Genomic DNA, 20510 nt, shown 5'->3' with positions numbered 1-20510 from the left:
GGCATCACGCTGACTGGTTTTCATTTTTCCACTCCCGTCCGGTTGCCTGTGCCGCGGCGCGGCTGTTGCTCAACGCCTGTGCTTTCGGTGCGTCCATCACCAGCTGTCCGTCCTTAATCACCAGTACACGTTCCACCAGTTCGAGCATCGGCACGCGGTGGGTGGCGACAATCAGCGTGCGGTTGCCGAGCCACTGCCCGAGCCGCTGGATAAACTCCCGCTCGGTGTGGTCGTCCAGCGATGCGGTCGGCTCGTCCAGCAGTACGATGTTGGGCGAGCGCAGCAGCATGCGGGCCAGCAAAATTGACTGACGCTGCCCGCCGGACAGCCCCGCGCCGCCCTCCATAATCGGATGGTCGAGGCCTTTTGGCAGCTGCTTCACGAAGCCGCCCGCGCCGCTGATGTCCAGCACTTCAAAGATGGATTCGTCGCTGGCGTGGGGCGCGCCAAGCGTCAGGTTTTCGCGCAGCGTGCCGTAAAACAGCCGGGCGTTCTGGCTCAGGAAGCCGATGTTGCGCCGCAAATCCGCCATGTCGATCTGCGTCATGCTCAGGTTGTCGAGGCGCACGTCGCCGCTCACCAGGTCGACGCCGCCCGCCAGCGCCTGCAGCAGGGTAGATTTCCCCGCGCCATTGCGGCCCAGCACCGCTACCCGTTCGCCCTGCTGAATCTCCAGGCGGGTGATGCGCAGCGGAATGCGCTGGTCGTCGCTGTGGTAGCGGAACTGCGCATTCTCAAAGAGATAGTGGCCGTGGAAGATGTCCTGATGCACCAGGCTTTCGTCGCGCTGGGTTTCCACGGGCAGCTGCATGATGCTGTCCAGACCCTGTTTAGCGGCCTTCACCTGCTGCCAGCGGGCCAGCACGCCGCACAGGTTTGCCATCGGGGCAATCATGCGGGAGGCGAGCATGGAGGCGGCGACCATCGCACCCGTCGTCATATCACCTTCAATCACCAGCGGCGCACCGAAGAGGATCACGGCGGCGTAGACCAGGCTCTGGATCGTCATTCCCCAGCTGATCAGCCCCTGGGTCAGCTGCCGGGTGCGCAGACCGGACTCGGCGGTAATGCGGATGTAGCTGTTCCACTGCTGCAGGAAGCGGTTCTCCGCCTGCATTAATTTGATGTCCTCCAGCCCCTGCACGCTCTCCACCAGCACGGCGTTGCGCAGGGTGGCTTCATGGGCGGACTGGTTGGCGAGCATCGCCAGTTTCTTTTGCAGCAGCAGGCCGGGCAGCACCATCAGCACGGCGGCGACCGGGGCGATCCACGCCAGCTGCGGGGCGATCATAGCCAGCACGATGATAAACAGAAAGAAGAAAGGGAGATCGACGATCGTCGAGATCGTCGACGAGGTGATCATCTCGCGGATCTGCTCCAGCTCGCGCAGCTGGGAGATAAAGCTGCCGGTGGAGCGGGGCACGGCGCTGTTGCGCAGCCGCAGGGCGTGGCTGAACACCCGGTCGGAGACGCGCATATCGGCCCGCTTGCCGAGCACGTCCATGATATGGCTGCGGGTCACGCGCAGCAGAAAGCCAAATGCCACGGCCAGCAGCACGCCGGACGCCAGCACGTAGAGCGTCGGGTAGGACTGCGCGGGGATCACCCGGTCATAAACCTGCATTGAAAACAGAATGCCCGCCAGCGACAGCACGTTGACCAGAAATGCGGCGAGCATCACCGGGCCATACGGCCCAAGATCCTGCATTACCAGCTCCTTCAGCCAGTCCGGGCTGAAGCGGGAAATGTAGGCATCCACGCGGCTGTCTTTCAGCGCCGAAAGGGGGCGCAGCGCCGCCACGAAGCCGATCTCGGGCAGGAGCTTACTAAGCGCAACCCGGTTAAGCTGACGTTCGCCGCCGTCGATCAGGCAGATTTCAACGGTGTCATCGCCGTCGAAATGTTCGATAACCACCAGATGCCCGTTGGTTAAATTCGCTACCACGGGCAGCCGCCACTGGGCGATGGCCTGCTGCGGCGTACTGAGCAGATGAAATGAAAGGCCGGCCTGGCGGGAAAGCTGGGTCAGCGCCGAAAGCATGGCTTTATCTTTAAACCAGGGGGCATTGGCCTGAATGGTGCCGGGTGAGCAGACAACGCGGTAGTGGGCGGCAACGTGGCTGATGGCGTGCGCCCAGTTGCCAAGCGCCTGTTCAGACAGATGTTCCTGCGCGGGAGGAGGCATAGGGCTCATGGCTGGATCTCCAGTGACTGGATGTTGCGGTGTTCCAGACCAAATGCGGTGCGCAATTTGCCGGTGTTATACAGGCAGTTGAGCTGCAGCTGATGGAGCTGGCTGAGGGTCTGCTGCTGGGCGAAGCGCGCCTGAAAGACTTCCTGTTCGGCGTTGAGCACGTCGAGAAGTGGACGGGAGCCCAGGTCGAGATACTGCTGCTGATAGAGTTCGCGGGTGCGGGCGCTTAACGCTTCCTGGCGGGCCAATACCTGAATGGCTCCGGCGAGGCTGAGCGCCTGGCTGCGCGATTCCATCAGCTTCTGGCGTACATCAAGACGGGTGCGCTGTACCCCGGACTGCGCGGCTTCGACGGCGTGAGAGGCTGCGTTACGCCGGGCGGTCAGCCCGCCGCCCTGATAAATGGGCATTTCAACTTTCACAAACGCCGAGTACTGGGTGCGGTCCAGCACTTCGTGGCTGGCGTATTTGTCGTTCAGATAGTGCTGAACCTGCGGTTCGAGGGATATCGTCGGCGTCATCTGCGCGTTGGCATAGTCCAGATTGGCCTGCGCCACGTTGGCCTGCGCCCAGGAGGCAAGAACTGCAGGCACCAGGCGATCGTCCGGCTGGGCAACTTCACAGCTGTTACCCAGCTTGCTCGGGAACTCGGTGCTGATGCCGTTGAGGTTGTTCCAGCCCAGCCAGCTCATTAAGGTCGCCTGAGCGCTCTCCAGGCTGGACTGGTACTGGATCAGCTGCGAGCGAGCGGATTCGATGCGGGCGTTGGTCTGCACCACGTCCGACATCGACGTCGCGCCCTCGTCGTTACGCTGCTGGGTCAGGGTGCCGATTTTGCTCAGCGCGTCGAGCTGGTCTTTGGCGATGTCCACCATCTGCTGGTACATCTGCACCTGCACCATGGCGATGGCGGTATCGTGCCCGACGTTATCAATGCTGACCAGCACGTTGGCCTGCTCCTGCGCCACGCCCGCATTTTCAGCGCGCACCTGGCTCGAAACCTTGCCGAAGTCATAGAGCATCTGGGAAAGGGAAAGCACCAGCGACGGGCTGAAGCCGCTGTCCGTGTAGGTGTTGCTGTAGCCGTTGTTCACCCCCGCGCTTATCTGCGGATAGTATTTAGATTTTGCGACGTTGACCTGTTCGGACTGGCCGTACAGTTTGCCGATAGCCTCGCGAATGGCCGGGTGCCAGGTCACCGCCCGGTTTACCGCATCGTTAAGCGTTAGCGTGCCGGGCGCGGGTGCGTCCAGCGGCAGCGTGGTTGAACCGTCCAGCGCCGGGAGTTCCTGCCGTTCGGCAAGGCCCTGGCTGGTAATAAATTGTGGCGTGTCATCGGCATACGCCTGGGTTATACACAGGCCGCACGCCAGCCAGAAAGCAACAGGCTGAAATTTTCCCATAGTTTGTCCCTAATAAATGTCACTACGTTTCTTATTTCCCCGGGCGTCTTTGCACCCGGGGATTTTACTGGCTTAACTCAGGTCACAATGTGGTTCTGCTGCACCAGCTCATCGAGCGTGGTGTGGACGTTCTCCAGGGTTACGAGCGTGGTTAAATTGTGGCTTGTGCCCGTGCCGTCACGGTCGATGGAGATCACCGTGTTATTGCCGCTGGTGGTGACGTTCAGGTAGTTACCGAGCGTGGATTGCTGGCCGTTCCAGCCTTGTAGCAGGTCGTGGATGTCGATCTTATCCCCCTGCGCCAGGCTGAAGTTTTTCCAGCTGTCCGCGCCGTTGCCGCCCGTTGCGCTGGTGTTGCTGAGCAGGTCGTAAACCAGCGTATCGCCATATGCCGAACCGATAATCACGTCGTTCTGATTGGAGCTGACGAACTGCGGGTTCATGTTGATGGTTAGCGTGGCGCTGTCCGAATGGCCGTTCTGGTCGTTCAGGGTGTAGTTGAACGTCTCCTTAGTGGTAATAGCCGCAGGTGACACCCCGCTGTTCAGCGTGTAGGTATAGGTACCGTCAACGCCGATCTGCAGCGTGCCGTAATGTCCCTGAATGGTGGCGCTGGTGTCGGCGCTGTTGACCGGGTTCAGCGTGGCGGTGCTGCCGTTATAGCCGGTGATGGTCAGCAGGGTATGGACGGTGCCAAGCTGGTCTACCGCACCAGCGGTGTCCGTTCCGTCATATAAGTTGCCGTGCACGGTATGGCCCGCGAGGGTTGAGTAGCTATCGAGATCAAGCGTGGTGCCGGTCACCGATGGCGTGACAGTGATCCGCCCAACGCCAAGTGGCCCCATGTTGCCGGTATAGCTCAGGGTGTAGGTGCCAGCCTGGAGATCCGTGTCATTCAGAGCGATATTCAACGAGCCGCCCAATAAAAGGCCGCCGTTAAACGAACCGGTTTGCACGGCGCCCGATGGGCCGGTCAGCGTCCAGTTAACCGTTAACCCTCCCAGAGACAGCAGGGACGCCACGTTGAAATGCAGAACCGGGTTGAGAAGTACAGCGTTGCTGTCGACGACAAATGTGCCGCTACCGCTGCCGGAAGTAGGTGCCAGCAGAGCGGCATTCCATGATGCCGTTCCAACGGTGGTATCAGAGTAGGCCGCCGTGTTCTGCGCGGTGCTAACCGCCATCAGCGCACTGGTGTCATCAATGGCGTCAACGATGCGTGGCGTTGCCGTCACGTTCAGCGAAGCCGTGCCGGTATCGCCGTTCGGCGCGGTGACCGTGTAGACGAAGCTGTCCGGCGTTTTGATGCTGTCTGCCCCTACGTCCGCATTCAGCTTGTAGGTGTAGTTGCCGTTAGCATCAATTGTCAGCGTACCGTACTCCCCGTTGATGGTTGTGGTGCCGCTGCTGGCAACGGAGACGCCATTGACCTGGGTTACATGGCTGTCAGTTGGGGCAATATCGTCGCTGAGCACGTTGCCCGTCGTGGTGGCGCTGACGCTTTCGACGGCGTAGGTGTGATCCTGCAGAATGTTAAGCGTGTAGCCCGTCAGCACGGTGACGCCGCTGGCGTTGTTGAGCAGGAACAGGTACTCCCCGCCCGGCAGCGTGAGGGTAAGCTGCGCGGACTGCCCGCCAAGCAGCGGCGCGGTCAGCCAGGTTTTTTCCACCTTATATTGCTCGAACTGCTGGGTTATATCGTTGAATTTGTAAATATAAAGGTCGAAGGTCGACAGCAGCGCCACCCCACCCACGTTCGCCTGCAATGTCAGGGTGCGCGTAGAGCCTTCATCCACGTCGAAGATTATCGGGTTGGCCATGTTGGCCAGCACGTTCAGGCTCAGCACGTTGCCCAGCCCGACGCCAACCACCGAGAAGCCGCTCTGGGAGGAAGGCCCGTGGTTGACCGCTTCAACATCGGTACTGTAGGTCAGCGCCGCCGTGTTATCCGTAGGCGTGACGGTGCTGGCAGGCAGCGGATTACCCAGCGTGACCACCAGCTGAGCCGAATCGCTCACGCCGTTGTGGGTGATGGTGTAGGTAAAGTTCTCCGTGCGGCCAATGACCGACGGCGATGTACTGGTCAGCGTGTAGGTGTAGCTGCCGTCCTGATTAATGTGCAGAACGCCGTACTGCCCCTGAATATCTACCCCGCCAGCGCCGACCGGCGTACTGACGCCCATCGCGTTGGCGACCGAGGTGACGACCGTTCCGGCCGGCGCGTTATCCTGCCCGCCGTTCGGATCCACATCGGTGATCACGTTGCCCGGTACGGTTGTGGTGCCCGCGAGCGTGCCCGGGCTGGAGTTAAGCAAGGTGACGTCGAGGCTGGTCAGCGAACCTGTTGCCAGCAGGCTGGTGTTGTAGCTCAGCACCCGGTAGGTGCCGCCGCTAAGCCCGGCGATGTTCATGGTGACGCCGCTTGCCCCGAGGGTCAGCAGGTTGGCAAACTGCGGCGCCGAGGAGTCGATAATCGTGCTCCACGTGCCGGTCGTCGAATCATACTTCTGAATCGCGATTTCCAGCGTATTCAGCAATGAGAGCACTACGCCGGTTGCGGCTGCGTCAATGGTGACCGCGCCGCTGCCACCCTCGGCGATGGTGAAGCCGACCTGCGCGGTGTCATTTCCCAGTACCGAAGCCGTATCCCCCAGCGCGCCTACCAGCAGCACGCCGTAATCGCTGTAATGTTCGGTGGTGACGGTGGAGGTGGTGGTTAACGCCAAATCCACTACGTTGCTGTCCGCCGCCAGCGGCAACGTTGGCGCGTTAACGCTCAGCGCTGGGCCGGTGTTGCCCGCCGCGTCCGTTGCGCTGACCGAAAGCGCCTGGCCTTCAATCTGGCGCACCGGCAGCGTGGCGCTGTAGTTTCCGCTGGCGTTGGCCGTGGCGGTGATGCTTCCGCCGCCGGTCAGGGTAATGGTCACCGTGCTGTTGGCTTCAGCGATACCGCTGACCGTTGAGCCATCCGCACTGACTATCGCTGTCGGAATCGCTGGAGGCGTAATATCCACTATGACTGTTGCGGCAGAAGAGAAGCTGCCCGTGCCGTTGGCGTTGGTCGCCGTGGCGGTAAAGGCGTGGGAGCCTTCGCTGAGCGCACCGGTTGGCGTGAAGCTCCAGCTGCCGCTGCTGTTGGCGGTAGTGTTGCCCATCAGCACGCCGTTGTTGTAGACGTTAACGGTTGCCCCGGCCTCGGCCGTCCCGTTGATGGTCGGCGTGGTGTCATTGGTGCTCAGCCCGTTCGCCACGGTGCCAACCTGTGGATTAGTGTCATCCACAATGCTGGAGATAAGCGGCACTCCCGGCACGCCGGTGAACGGCGCGGTAAAGCCTGCGGAGACCCCAAGGTTCCCGGCCGCATCCGTTGCAAAGGCCAATAGCGGCTGGGCGCTGGTCTGGGCTGGGGAAATGGCGATGGTGAACGTACCCGTACCGTCCGCCGTTGCCGTACCCAGAACGGTCCCGGTTGCGCTGGTGATGGTGACGGTGCTGCCCGCTTCGGCAGTCCCCGTGACGCTGGTCCCCGTGGCGTTCACCGTGATACCCGTTGGTGCCCCCGGCGCCACGGTATCCACAACGATCGCCGCAGGCAGGCTGGTGGAGCTGGTGTTACCCGCCGGGTCCGTTGCGGTGACGGTAAAGGTGTGGTTACCCTGAGCAAGCGCTGCCGTTGGGGTATAAGTCCAGCTGCCGCTGCCGTTGGCCGTGACGGTGGTGAGAAGCAGGCCATTATCGTAAATGCTGACCGTCGCGCCCGCTTCCGCCGTGCCGTTAAGCGTAGGCTGCGCGTCGTTGGTTGGCAGGCTGCCAATTGCGCCGACGTTTGGCCCAACATCATCGACAATCGAAGTGATGGCGGGGGTAGCCGGCACGGTGGCATCCACCACCAGGGTGAAACCAGCCGTTGCGGCGCTGGCGTTCCCGGCAGCATCCGTGGCGATGGCGGTCAGCGTGTGGGATCCTGCCGTCAGCGGTGTGGTGGGGGTAAATGTCCAGGCACCGTTGACTACGGTTGTGGTACCGAGCAGCGTGCTGCCGTCGTAAATGGAGAGGGTGCTGCCCGTTTCGCCGGTACCGTTCAGGGTAGGGCGTGTATCGTTGGTCGCCTGCCCGTTGGTGAGCGGCCCGTTAAATACGCCGCCCGCCACATCGTCCACAACCGTTACCAGCACCGGCAGGGTTGGCGCAACGCTGTCGATAACCAGGCTGAAATTACCGGAAATTGGCCCGACGTTGCCCGCAGCGTCCGTGGAGGTCGCGGTAAAGGTATGGCTTCCTTCGCCCAGCGCGGTGCCTGGCGTGAAGGTCCAGGCGCCTGCACCATTGGTGGTCGTAGTGCCCAGCAGATTGCCGTTATCGTAGAGGGTGACCGTGGAGTTCGCTTCCGCCGTTCCGCTCAGCAGAGGCTGTTTGTCGTTCGTGGTCTGGCCGCTGACCAGCGGACCGGTGCCCGGTGCGGCGTCATCAAACGCCTGGATGACCACCGGAGAGGTGGGTGCCTGCGTGTCCACAACTATCGTGAACGGGCCGGTCGCCGGGCTTACGTTGCCCGCCACATCGGTAGACGTTGCCGTAAAGATGTGGCTGCCGTTGCCGAGGGCATTGCCGGGCGTGAACGTCCAGGCCCCCGTGCCGTCCGCAGGCGCGGTGCCAATCAGCGTCCCGTTGTCGTAAATGTTAACCGTGGCGTTGGCTTCCGCCGTGCCGGTGAGTTTCGGTGTCGCGTCGTCCGTTGTCTGCCCACTGGTAATGTTGCCAACGGCGGTGCCCGCGTCATCTGCCACTGTGGTTATTGTCGGCGCAACCGGTGCTGCGATATCCACCACCAGGTTAAACCCGGCGGAAGGCGCGCTGATGTTGCCGATAGAATCCGTGGCGGTGACGGTCAGGCTGTGCGATCCGCTGGCGATCGCGGTGGCTGGCGTAAAGCTCCAGGTTCCGCCAGCGCCGACCGTGGTGGTGCCGATAGCGGCGCCATCGTTATACACGGTGATAGTCGCACCGACTTCTCCCGTACCGGTCAGCGCCGGACGAGTTTCGTTGGTGGCGATGCCGCTGGTCACTGGCCCAATGGACGGTGCGGTGTTGTCCGTAACCGTCACGATGGCCGGTGGCGTTGGCGGCGTAGAATCCACCACGATGGCAAACGCAGATGACGGATTACTGATGTTCCCGGCGACATCGGTTGCGGTGACGGTCAGGCTGTGGCTGCCCTGGCCGAGCGGTGCGGTTGGCGTGAAGGTCCAGTTGCCGGTGCCATCTGCCGTGGTCGTGCCGATAACGTTGGCACCCTCACGAATAGTCACAATGGCGTTGGCTTCGCTGGTGCCGTTCAGTGTCGGCAGGGTGTCTTTCGTCAGCTGCCCGTTGGTCAACGTCGTATCGGTGCCGATCACCGTCTGGTCATCAATCACCGTGGTAATGACCGGAACGACAGGCGCTGCGGTATCGACCACGACGTTGAATGCTGCGGACGCAGGGCCAGCGTTGCCCGCTGCATCGGTAGCGGTAAGAGTCAAATTATGACTGCCCTCTGTAAACGGCGTGGTCGGCGTAAAGTTCCAGTTGCCTGTGCCATCGACGTTAACCGTGCCGATTATTACGCCGTTATCGCGGACGGTGAGCGTGGTGTTCGGCTCCGCGGTGCCGGTCAGGGTAGGCGTATTGTCATTGGTTGGCTGGCCGGAGATAACCGGTCCAGGCGTTGGGCCATCATCAGCCACCGCCGTGATAACAGGGGCGGATGGGAGGGTGGTATCTACGTTCACCACGAACCCGGCCGAAGAGACGGTTGTGTTTCCTGCGGAGTCCGTGGAGGTTACCGTCAGGTTATGCTGCCCATCAGGAAGGTCGGCACCGGGAATTAAGCTCCAGCTCCCCGTAGGGCCAACAACAACGCTGCCGACGGAGACGCCGTCGCTGAGCACATTAATAGTCGAGCCAATCTCGCCGGTACCGGTGATTGTCGGGCGCGGGTCGTTAGTGGCATCATCGCTGTTCAGCAGGCCGGTTCCCGGCGTGACGTCGTCAGTTACTGAGGTAATTGCCGGAATGGCTGGCGCAGCGGTATCTACGACGATGGTGAACTGCGGCGACTGGCCGCTGGTCAGGAAATCCGTTGTCGTCTGGCTGACGGCAAAGGTGTGTGTCCCCTGGGCGAGCGCTTGTGTGAACTGGTAGTTCCAGTTGCCGAGGTTATCCGCTTCCACCGTGGTGAATAACACACCATCCACATAGATATTAACGATGGCGTTAACCGCCGCACCCGATCCGGTTAGCGTTGGCAGGGTATCGTCGGTGCTTGCGCCGTTTGTGAGGTTGCCGACAATTGTGCCAGCATCGTCCGCCACGGTATTGATCACCGGCGGCTGAGGAAGGCCGGATGTTACCGCAGTAAACCCTGTTTCACCGCTTTGGTTGCCCGCCGGATCCTGTGCGGTTGCCGTTAGTGCCCCTCCCCTGGTTTGTGCCGGGAAGACAGTTACCGTCCAGTTGCCGGTAGCGCCTGGCCCCGGCGTTCCATCGGTTACGGCGCTGCCTAATATATTCCCCTGGGCATCTTTGATAATTACCGTGCTTCCGGCTTCCGCCGTGCCGCTAATCAAGGTTCCGGTAGGATCGGTCGGAGCCGTAACAACAGGCGCATCCGGCGGCGTGTTATCCACGGTGATGCTGATGGCTTCCGCTGGTGCAATGACGTTGCCAGCCGCATTGGTCGCACCCAGTTTCAGCGTATGCTCGCCGTCTGCGAGCGTTGAAGTAGTAATCGTCCAGGTGCCATCCGCACCGACCACAGCGCTGCCCAGCGCGGTAGTCCCGTCGTTTTCATAAACGGTAATGGTGCTGCCCACGGTGCCGGTGCCGCTCAGGGTTGGCGTGGAGTCGTTGGTGGCGCTGCCGTCGAGCAGTTGAATCGGTGTGGCTGGCACGTCGTCGTCTACCGCTGCGTTCAGGACCGGTGCGTTCAGCGGCGTGGTATTAACGATGAGATCAAACGTATTCGATACCAGGCTGATGTTGCCAGCAGGATCTGTGGCCGTTGCGGTCAGGCTGTAGGCACCGTCAGGCAACGGTGTAGAGGGGGTAATCGTCCAGACACCACCCGTGGTCACTACCGCCGTGCCGATAACATTGGTACCGTTATAAAGCGTGATGGTGTCGCCTTCGTTGCCCATCCCCTGGAAAGCAGGAAGGTTGTCATCGGTAGTGCTGCCGCTAATCTGGTTGCCCGTGAGATCGCCAACATTATCGTTTGCGAACGTAATTTCTGGCGTATCAGGAGCCGACGTATCCACATCGAAACTGACCGTATTGGACGGCTGGCTACTGTTACCTGCCGGGTCCGTTGCAACCGCGGTGATGTTATAGGTGCCTTCCGGCAGCGGCGTGGCAGGTGTGACGCTCCATGTGCCATCGGCACGGACCGTCGCGCTGCCCAGCTCTGTCGTACCGTTGTTATAGATCGTGATGGTATCGCCAGCCGTACCCGTTCCGGTAAAGATTGGCGTGGTGTCGTTGGTTTCACCATCCGGGGCGACGGTGCCCAACCCTGGCGCCTGGTCATCGTTGATAACCGGCGCTTGTGGCGCGTCAGGCACCACGTTGTCGACCGTCAGCGTAAAGCCTGCGGAAGGAACACCGGCGTTGCCTGCAACATCCGTTGCGACCGCGGTCAGCGTGTGTGTGCCCTGTCCCAGAGCCGGTGCTGGCGTGAGGGACCATGTGCCGTCACCCAGCACGGTAGTGGTGCCCAATGAGACGCCATTCTCAAAGATCTCAATTTTCGCGCCCGCTTCGCCTTTCCCGGAGAGAAGCGGATCGCCGCTTTGCGTGCTGCCACCGTTGGTAATATCGGCAGGCGTACCGGCTACATCTCCCTGCGCCAAAAGGATTTGCGGTGCGCCAGGAGGGGTGGTATCCACCGTCAGGGTAAAGCCTGCTGCCGGACTGGCGTTACCGGCTGCGTCAGAGGCGATGGCTGTTAGCGAGTGCGCCCCTTCGCTTAACGGCTGTGCAGGGGTAATGGTCCAGTTGCCGCTGCCGTCTACGGTTGCGGTGCCGATGGCCGTTGTGCCTTCATACAGCGTAATGGTCGAACCGCTGGCCCCCGTGCCGTTGAACTGCGGCTGGGTATCATCGGTCACCGCGCCGCTGAGCAGCGGGGTTGTCACCGAGCCTGCGTTATCGAACGCGTTGGTAAACGCAGGCGTTGCCGGAATGCCGGTGTCGATGGTAACGGTGTAAACGTCGGAACGAGGCGTGGTGTTACCAGCCCCATCCGCAGCGGTGACCGTGAAGCTGTGTACGCCGTCAGCCCTGTTCGCCGTGGTGTAGGTCCAGGTTCCCGAGTCGCCCACTGTCAGGGTAGTCAGCAGCGTATCGCCATCGTAAATGCTTACAAAGGTGTTTGGTTCGCCCGTACCGCTAAGGGTTGGCGTTGGATCGTTGCTGACGCCGTTATTAGCAACGGTGCCCGTGAGGGTTCCCACGTCGTCGCTGATCTGCGTGATCGTTGCCGCGAGCGGCCTTACGGTATCCACGACGAAGCTGAATGTAGCCGCCGGGCTGGTGTTGCCTGCGGCATCGGAAGCCGTAACGGTCAGATTATGCAGGCCCTGACCCAGCGCGATGGCTGGGGTAAAGCTCCAGGTTCCCGTGCCGTCGATGACAATGCTGGTGAGAAGCGTGCCGTTGTCATAGATATTCACGGTTGAGCCAACGTCTGCTGTGCCGGTGATCTGGGGCCTGTCGTCATTGGTTGGCTGCCCGCTGATGACGTTACCGGTGACGGTATCCACATTATCAATAACGGCTGAAATAACCGGCGTATCTGGTGCGGTGAGGTCCGGGGCGGTCGTTTCGGCAGCCGGACCCGTATTGCCCGCTTTATCCGTTGCCGTCACGTCCAGCGTTTCGCCGTTGGTCTGCGGCGGGGTAATCGGTACGCTGAAGCTGCCTTTATCGTCGGCCTTACCTTCGCCAATTGTGGTGCCGGTATCATCTTTGACGGTGACGGTGCTACCCGCTTCGGCGGTGCCCGTCACCGTCGTACCGTCGTCGGAGACAGCTACGCCCGTCGGCGCTTGCGGAAGGGTGGAGTCCTGGGCGACTACGTTGCCGTCCGGGCTGGTGTTTCCCGCACCGTCTGTCGCATTTACGGTAAGCACTTCACCGTTAGTCTGGGCAGGATCCAACGGAGATATATCGAAAGCGCCGGTGACCGGGTCGGCCTGGCCTGTGCCCAGGACTTTGTTATCAGCGTCTTTGATAATGACCGTGCTGCCTGGCTCTGCGGTGCCGGTGACATGAAGGCCATCAGCAGATACGACGAGATCGCCTGGTGCTGTTGGGGCCGTATTATCAAGCGCGTTGAAATTTGTCGCGCCGCTGGCGTTACCTGCCTTGTCAGTTGCGGTTGCCGTGAGCGCTTCGCCATTGGTCTGCGCCGGTGAAATCGTCACGCTAAAATTACCGCTACCGTCGGCGGTAGCGGTGCCGATCGTGTCGCCGCCTGCGTTTTTAATCGCGATCTGACTGCCCGCCTCGGCTGTCCCGGTCACCGTTAACCCATCTACGGAAACAGCCTGCACTACCGGGTCGGCAGGGGGGGCCGTGTCAACGCTCAGCGTGAAGGACGAAGATGTGCCGCTGGTGCCTTTGTCGTTTGTCGCGTTGAAGGTGAGGTTGTAGGTGCCGTCTGCCAGAGCGGGATCTGGCGTGAATGTCCAGTTCCCAGACCCGTTAACGAGAGCCGTGCCAATGCTAGCCCCGTTGTTTAAAATAGTGACCGTGCTGCCCGCTTCTCCGGTGCCGACCAGGGTCGGCGTGCTGTCATCGGTCGCGCTGCCGCTGCTTATCGTGCCGACGATCGCTCCCGTATCGTCGGTTACAGAAACCAGCACAGGGACGGTTGGGAAGCCGGAATTGGAGGCGGGAACCGTCGCGTTGTCGCCAACGTTCCCGGCACCGTCCTCTATTTTAACCGTCAGGTTCCCGCCCTGTGTCTGGGCTGGGGTGATATCGGCGGTAAACTTACCCCCTGTATCCACGGTTGCCGAACCGAGGAATGTACCATTGCTGTCGTATACGCTGATGCTTGCACCAGCTTCTGCCGTGCCGCTGACTGTAGTGCCATCAAGGCTTGTAGCAAGTTCCGTTGCGGCATCAGGCGGCGTCGTATCAATGGTAAAGGTCGGCAGGGTCGTGGTGCTGCTGACGTTACCTGCCGGGTCTGCCTGTTCCAGGGTGATAGTATGAGTGCCGTCTGCCAGCGGGTCTGTCGGGGTATATGTCCAGTTGCCTTCGCTGTTTACCGTTACCTGCGCAATCATGACATTGTTGTCGTAGATAGTGACGGTATCGCCCGGCTCTCCTTTACCGTTAAGCGCTGGTTTCGATTCGTCCGTAGGCGCGTTGGTACCGATGGCTCCTGTAATGGTGCCCGCGTTATCGACCAGCGGGGTGACGGTTGGCGCATCCGGAGCAATGGTATCAACAACGACGGTGTAGCTTGCAGAAGGAGAGCTTTCCCCCTTGATATTGACCGCTACCGCCGTAAACGCATGGCTGCCGTCGGCCAGGGCGCTGCCCGGCGTAAAGCTCCAGTTGCCCTGATCGTTCACATCGGCAGTGCCGATTTCTGTGCCGTTATCGTAGATATGCACAACTGAACCGGCGGTGCCGTAGCCCTGCAGGGTAGGGGTGCTGTCGTCCGTCTGCTGATTATTGGGGGTAATGCCGGCAATTGGCGCGACGTCATCGATGATATTGGCTATTTCTGGCGTCGCGGGCAGAGGGATATCCGGTGCGGAGACGGTGGCTGATGGGCTGGTATTGCCCGCTTTGTCTGTCGCAGAGACACCAAGCGTTTCACCACTTATCTGCGGTGTAGTAACCGCAATAGTAAAGTGTCCATTGCTCCCTGCGGTGCCAGTACCGATGACGTTTCCGATGCCGTCTTTGATTGTTACAGTGCTGCCAACCTCAGCGGTGCCCGTGACGGTTTTACCGTCTGCCGATACGGTTAAGGCTGTTGGTGCTGCTGGCGGTGTTGTGTCGACGGTGAAGGTGGGCAGGGTTTTCGTCACGCTGACGTTTCCTGCCGGGTCGGTTTGCTGCAGGGTGATGCTGTGTGAACCTTCCGCTAACGGGCCTTTCGGGGTAAACGTCCAGTTCCCGCTGCTGTCGACTTTGATTTGGGCAATGACCTTTCCGTTATCGGACAGGGTAACGGTATCACCAGGTTCGCCTTTGCCGCTGATGACCGGCTTTGACTCATCCGTTGGGCTGTTAGTGCCAATCACGCCGGTAACGGCACCTACTTTATCCAGCAGCGGATCGATAGAAGGGGCATCCGGGGCTGTAGTATCAACGATGATTGTGTAGCTGGCGGAAGGGCCGCTTTCTCCTCTTACATTAACGGCGATCGCCGTTAATGCGTGGCTGCCGTCGGCTAAAGCGCTGCCAGGAGTGAAATTCCAGTTACCCTGAGCGTTCACAGCGGCGGTGCCAATTTCTTTGCCATTGTCATAAATATGCACGATCGAACCGGCGGTCCCGTAACCCTGCAGGGTAGGGGTGTTGTCATCGGTTGCCTGATTTTTGGCAGTAATGCCCGCGTTTGGTGCAATATCATCGATGATACTGGCGATCTCAGGCGTAGCCGGCGCCGGGACATCAGGTGCGGTGACAGTAGCTGCCGGGCCGGTATTTCCTGCTTTGTCGGTTGCGGTTACGTCCAGCTTTTCGCCGCCGATCTGCGGATTAGTCACCGGGATCGTAAAGTGACCATCGCTGCCCGCCGTGCCCTTACCTATTATCTGGCCGTTGCCGTCTTTAACGGTGACGGTACTTCCAGGCTCAGCGGTACCGGTTACAGTTTTACCGTCGCCAGATACGGCAAGATTTGCTGGGGCTGTAGGAGGGGTAGTATCACCGTTGGAGCCACCGGGACTGCCGTTATCACCATCACCACCGCCATCACCACCGCCGTCGTTGCCGCCATTGCCGCCATTATTTGAATCGTCACTGCCACCACCTCCGCCGCCTCCGCTACCGGCTGCGATACCGATTCCTGCAGCAACGGCTACGCCGCCCAGTACCCACGGCCAGATAGCGCCTCCTTCTGAGTGCGCACCCGTGGCGGTCATCAGCTCATCAATGTTGGCAATGGATTCGAAATGGAAGCCCCCTGAGGTATCCTGTACCCACCACAGCGCACCGTTACTGTCCTCCAGCACCAGCTGGTTACCACCTTGATCGGCGTACGCATAGAAGTTTTTAACGGTGATAACTTCACCGTCACGCAGCGTAACGATCATGTCCTGGTTGGAGCGCACAATGCTGGCGATATCGGCACGTTCGGCCTTAAGCTCGACAATCGACGGCGCATTCAGCGTAATTTCAGAGGCTTCAACGTTATTAGTTACGCCGGTTAATTTTGAGATGACGGATATTGATCGCATTGTTATCACTCCATTCGGGATGAACGTGGGTGTAGTCTTAAACGGAACTTAAGTAAGTAAACTTTCCCGGGATAGGCATCAGTTAAATTAAGGGCGCACGATCCCTGCCAGCAAAAAATGCTGGCTTACAGAGGGGATAAATAGTGGTTTTGTTGGGCGCGACCGTTCTTAATTAAATCTAAGAATCATAATGCATTAACTTTTTTAATCCGGGCTATTGATGATATAGACAGGAATAAAACAAAGCGCAAATGAAGCTGTGTTTAATTAATAGTTAAGTAATGATGAAGTTTGGGCGGTGTAACGATGCGAAAAAATGACATGTACAAAGGGAGGTAAGGTTGTAGAAGTTTATATGATGTTATCTTGCTGATTTTAATGGTTTTATTTAAAAATCAGGCAGGTAAAATTATCTACGCTATACTTCGCAATTGTGCGGGTATTATGCATAAAAGGTGTGTGGGTATTAGCCAGAAAAAATGACTAATACTTAAGTGTGAGGCTGGGGATTTATTTCACTAAATTGTAAAAATGCCAACTTCGTCAAAATGAGCCAAAGGCGAAATATACAATATCATATATCCTTCGACATTTTTATTGCTGAAATTAATTTTTGCGTTGCAGGTGTCATTATTTGGTGCTAGTACATGCTTGATGTAATGGCAAATAAATATGGAAGATTTAATGCTGGCCCTTAGCATTAAGGGCCAGCAGGAAAGCAATTAGCGACCGGCGTGTTTCATAATGCGCGCTTTATCTACCGCCCATTCACGATCTTTAAGATCGGTACGCTTGTCGTACTGCTTTTTACCTTTGGCGACGCCGATTTTCACTTTGCACCAGGCATTTTTCCAGTACAGAGAGAGGGCGACCACGGTGTAGCCATCGCGGTTGATGCTGCCATAGAGGTTATCCAGCTCGCGCTGGTTCAGCAGCAGTTTACGGGTACGCGTTGGGTCGCAGACAACATGGCTTGAGGCCACATTCAGCGGGATGAAGTTAGCTCCAAACAGGAATGCTTCGCCGTCGATCAAAATGACGTAGCTGTCGCTGATGTTCGCCTTCCCGGCACGCAGAGATTTTACTTCCCAGCCTTGCAGTACGAGGCCCGCTTCAAATTCATCTTCGATAAAATATTCGTGACGGGCGCGCTTATTCTGCGCAATGGTGGCTGAGCCTGGTTTGTTTGCTTTTTTCTTAGTCATAGTGCTGCTCAGTATACGCAATCAAGAGTTCAAAGACACCCCGCGTAGCTCACGGGCGGAAAGCAGATATCTTAGCATGCCCGGCGCCGAGAGTTTTTCATTGCGTGAGGATAAATGTTATTATTTATGCGTTGGATGACCCACAGGAAATGCTATGCCGCAGATCAGTCGTACTGCTCTGGTGCCCTACAGCGCCGAGCAGATGTATCAGTTAGTGAATGACGTGAAATCCTACCCGGACTTTTTACCTGGTTGCACCGGCAGCCGGGTTATCGACGCCTCCCCGGACCAGATGACCGCCGCGGTTGACGTATCCAAAGCGGGGATCAGCAAAACTTTTACTACCCGTAATACGCTTCACAGCAACCAGAGCATTCTGATGCACCTGGTCGACGGCCCCTTCAAATCTCTGATGGGCGGCTGGAGGTTTACGCCGCTCAGTGAAGAAGCCTGCCGCATTGAGTTCCAGCTTGATTTTGAGTTTACCAACAAGCTGATTGAGCTGGCGTTTGGCCGCATCTTCAAAGAGCTTGCCGGAAGCATGGTACAGGCGTTCACCGTGCGGGCAAAAGAGGTTTACCGTGTCGCCTGACATCTGCGTTGAGGTGGTTTACGCCCTGCCACAGAAGCAGTACCTGCGGCGAGTTTCGCTGCCCGCTGGTAGCACAGTGGAGCAGGCAATTATTGCTTCGGGCCTGCTAGAGCTGCGCAGCGATATCGATCTGGCTAAAAACAAAGTGGGCGTCTATAGCCGCCCGGTAAAACTTTCTGACGTGCTTAATGACGCAGACAGGGTGGAGATCTACCGCCCGCTAATTGCGGATCCAAAGGAGCTTCGTCGTCAGCGCGCGGAGAAAGCCACGAAGAAAGAGTAATTTGCCCCTATCGGAAACATAAAAAAGGCGCCTTTGGCGCCTTTTTCGATCAGCAAGCTAGCGGACTACTTTTTTTCCAGCTTCGGCTTGTTGTCGATATTAGTCAGTACGCCGCTGCTGTTGAAGGTTAGGGTCAGCGTTTGCTGAGTCACGCTTTCATGGCCAGGCTGCTGGCGGAACACGTAGAACCAGGTGTTGGTACCAAACGGATCGCTCATCATCGGCGTACCCAGGGCATAAGCAACCTGCTGTTGGGTCATACCTGTGCGGATCTTCGACACGTCATTCGGTGTCAGGTAGTTCCCCTGGTTGATATCGGGGCGGTAAACCACTCGCTCCAGAGTGGAACAGCCGGCGGTCAACATAAGAAGAACCGCTGCGGCAGCAGTCAGCGTTTTACAGCGCATAGTGATTTGATTCCTTTTCGGGCCCGAGCAGCACGTGGCTCATTCGTAATATGCCGATGATAATAAACCTTTTCGCAGTTTAAAACCTTAAGGCGCTCAACTCAGACCGTGAGAGGGCAAAAAAGTTGGCTTAAAAGCTGCGCAATTCGCAAAGTGTGGCCTGAATGCTGTTTATTTGCACAGGTCACGGCATAAACTATTCCCGTACCGCTGTGGTGACTCAGGCCGCGAGAAGCTCTTTAGCATTAGCCAGCGTGTTGCGGGTCACTTCGCTACCGCCGAGCAAGCGGGCCAGTTCCTGCAGGCGAGAGCGCTTATCAAGCGGCTGCATGTGGGTTTCGGTCATTTCGCCGTCGGTCTCTTTGCTGACGTAAAAGTGCTGATGTCCACAACCCGCGACCTGCGGGAGGTGAGTCACACACATTACCTGAGTGGATTCACCCAACTGACGCAGTAATTTTCCGACTACGGCTGCGGTGGGTCCACTGATCCCGACGTCCACCTCATCGAAAATCAGCGCCGGCGTTTCCATTTTACGGGCGGTAATCACCTGAATAGCCAGCGCAATGCGCGACAGTTCACCGCCAGAAGCCACTTTTGCCAGCGGTTGTAACGGCTGCCCCGGGTTGGTGGTGACGCGGAAGTCGATACGGTCAGCGCCTTCTGCGGTAAGGTGATTTTCATTAAATTCTACGTCGATAGCCAGTTTGCCGTGCGGCATGGAAAGCGAATGCATACTTTCGGTGATTAACCCGCACAGTTCAGCGGCGTAATGAACCCGACGCTGATGCAGTTCGTGAGCCACGGACAGAGCCTGTTGATGGTGAAGCGCCACGGCCTGCATCAGCTCATCCTGCGAGCTGGCCTGATCGTCCAGCTGCTGCTGTTCTTCAAGCAGCTTCTGGTGGAACAGCGGCAGCTCTTCCGGGGAGATATGGTGCTTACGCGCCAGGGCGATTTGCCGGGAGATACGCTGCTCCAGCTCGTATAACCGGTTTGGATCGAGATCCAGATGGTCGCAATAGTGGCGCAGCTCGTCGCTGGCCTCCGAAATTTGGATGGCGGCTTCTTCCAGCATATCGAGCACGCCGGAAAGCTTGTCGTCCAGCCCGACCAGTTCGGTCATCAGCTGGCGCACGCTGTAGAGCTGACTCTGCAGGTCGCTGCCTTCGCCATTTGCCAGAATGCTGAGCGCCTGCTGGCTGGTGGACAGCAGCTGACCGCTGTTTGCCAGGCGTTTGTACTCTTCGTCGATCTGTTCGAACTCGCCGGCAACGGGGGCGAATTCGTTCAGCTCTTTTAGTTGATAGTTGAGCAGCTCGGCGCGGGAAGCGCGCTCCTGAGCAAGCTGCTGATGCTGCGCAAGGTCGCGGCAGCTCTGGTGCCATGCGCGGTAACGCTCCGCCATTTGTGCAATAAGGGATTGCTCCCCAGCGTAGCCGTCCAGCAGGTTTTTTTGATGTTCCGGTTTTAGCAGCAGCTGGTGAGCATGCTGACCGTGAATCTGAATCAGCAGCTGGCCGAGGTCGCGCAGCTGAGAAAGCGGTACGGCGGTGCCGTTGATGAAGCCACGGGAGCGGCCGTCGCTGCTGATGACACGGCGCAGCAGGCACTCGCGGCCCTCTTCAAGCTGGTTCTCTTCCAGCCAGCGCAGGGCGGCAGGGGTATCTTTCAGAGAGAAACGGGCGCAAAGATCGGCGCGGGTTGCGCCCCGGCGTACCATATCCGCTTCGGCGCGGCCGCCCAGGCACAGCCCCAGAGCATCAATCGCAATTGATTTACCGGCACCGGTTTCGCCGGTGATGGCGGTCATACCTTGGTGAAAATCGATTTCCAGTTCACGAACAATTGCGAAGTTATTGATGGTGAGTTGAGCGAGCATAGCCACCTTCCTGTACGAAAAACCATGACTGTAATTGCATACAGTATAGCCTGGTATTATATACAGTAAAGTGGCCC

8 protein-coding genes are annotated in these 20510 nt (G+C 58.7%); 2 read left to right on the top strand and 6 right to left on the bottom strand.

Annotation, left to right across the window (positions count from 1 at the left end; genetic code table 11):
- Positions 1 to 4: 4 nt before the first annotated feature.
- The 4 genes from ACA108_16885 to smpB form a co-directional block, all read right to left on the bottom strand.
- Positions 5 to 2194, bottom strand: coding sequence for a type I secretion system permease/ATPase (locus tag ACA108_16885; protein XEX95022.1), 2190 nt, complete (start codon positions 2192 to 2194; stop codon positions 5 to 7).
- Positions 2191 to 3597 (bottom strand): TolC family outer membrane protein, encoded by a 1407-nt coding sequence (locus ACA108_16880; protein ID XEX95021.1) that lies wholly within the window; start codon positions 3595 to 3597, stop codon positions 2191 to 2193. The genes ACA108_16885 and ACA108_16880 overlap by 4 nt, the downstream gene beginning before the upstream one ends.
- Positions 3598 to 3674: 77 nt before the next feature.
- Positions 3675 to 16064, bottom strand: a complete 12390-nt coding sequence (locus tag ACA108_16875) for a BapA/Bap/LapF family large adhesin (GenBank protein XEX95020.1) — start codon at positions 16062 to 16064, stop codon at positions 3675 to 3677.
- A 722-nt stretch (positions 16065 to 16786) separates the two neighbouring features.
- On the bottom strand, positions 16787 to 17269 hold the full coding sequence (gene smpB / locus ACA108_16870) for an SsrA-binding protein SmpB (GenBank protein XEX95019.1): 483 nt from the start codon (positions 17267 to 17269) through the stop codon (positions 16787 to 16789).
- Positions 17270 to 17423: 154 nt separating this feature from the next.
- Between smpB and ACA108_16865 the strand changes: the two genes are divergently transcribed.
- Positions 17424 to 17861, top strand: coding sequence for a type II toxin-antitoxin system RatA family toxin (locus ACA108_16865; GenBank protein ID XEX95018.1), 438 nt, complete (start codon positions 17424 to 17426; stop codon positions 17859 to 17861).
- Entirely contained in the window at positions 17851 to 18144 is a 294-nt protein-coding gene (locus tag ACA108_16860; protein XEX95017.1) for an RnfH family protein, read from the top strand. The genes ACA108_16865 and ACA108_16860 overlap by 11 nt, the downstream gene beginning before the upstream one ends.
- 65 nt (positions 18145 to 18209) lie before the next feature.
- Here ACA108_16860 and bamE read toward each other — a convergent pair whose 3' ends face one another.
- Complete coding sequence (gene bamE, locus ACA108_16855) at positions 18210 to 18551, bottom strand: outer membrane protein assembly factor BamE (GenBank protein ID XEX95016.1); 342 nt, start codon at positions 18549 to 18551, stop codon at positions 18210 to 18212.
- Positions 18552 to 18771: 220 nt separating this feature from the next.
- Positions 18772 to 20433 (bottom strand): DNA repair protein RecN, encoded by a 1662-nt coding sequence (gene recN / locus ACA108_16850; GenBank protein ID XEX95015.1) that lies wholly within the window; start codon positions 20431 to 20433, stop codon positions 18772 to 18774.
- Positions 20434 to 20510 lie beyond the last annotated feature (77 nt).

The sequence above is a fragment of the Dryocola sp. LX212 genome, from assembly GCA_041504365.1.
Taxonomy (GTDB): Bacteria; Pseudomonadota; Gammaproteobacteria; order Enterobacterales; family Enterobacteriaceae; genus Dryocola.
The sequence above is the reverse complement of the archived record's forward strand: the minus strand, read 5'-3'. Positions and strand labels throughout refer to the sequence as shown.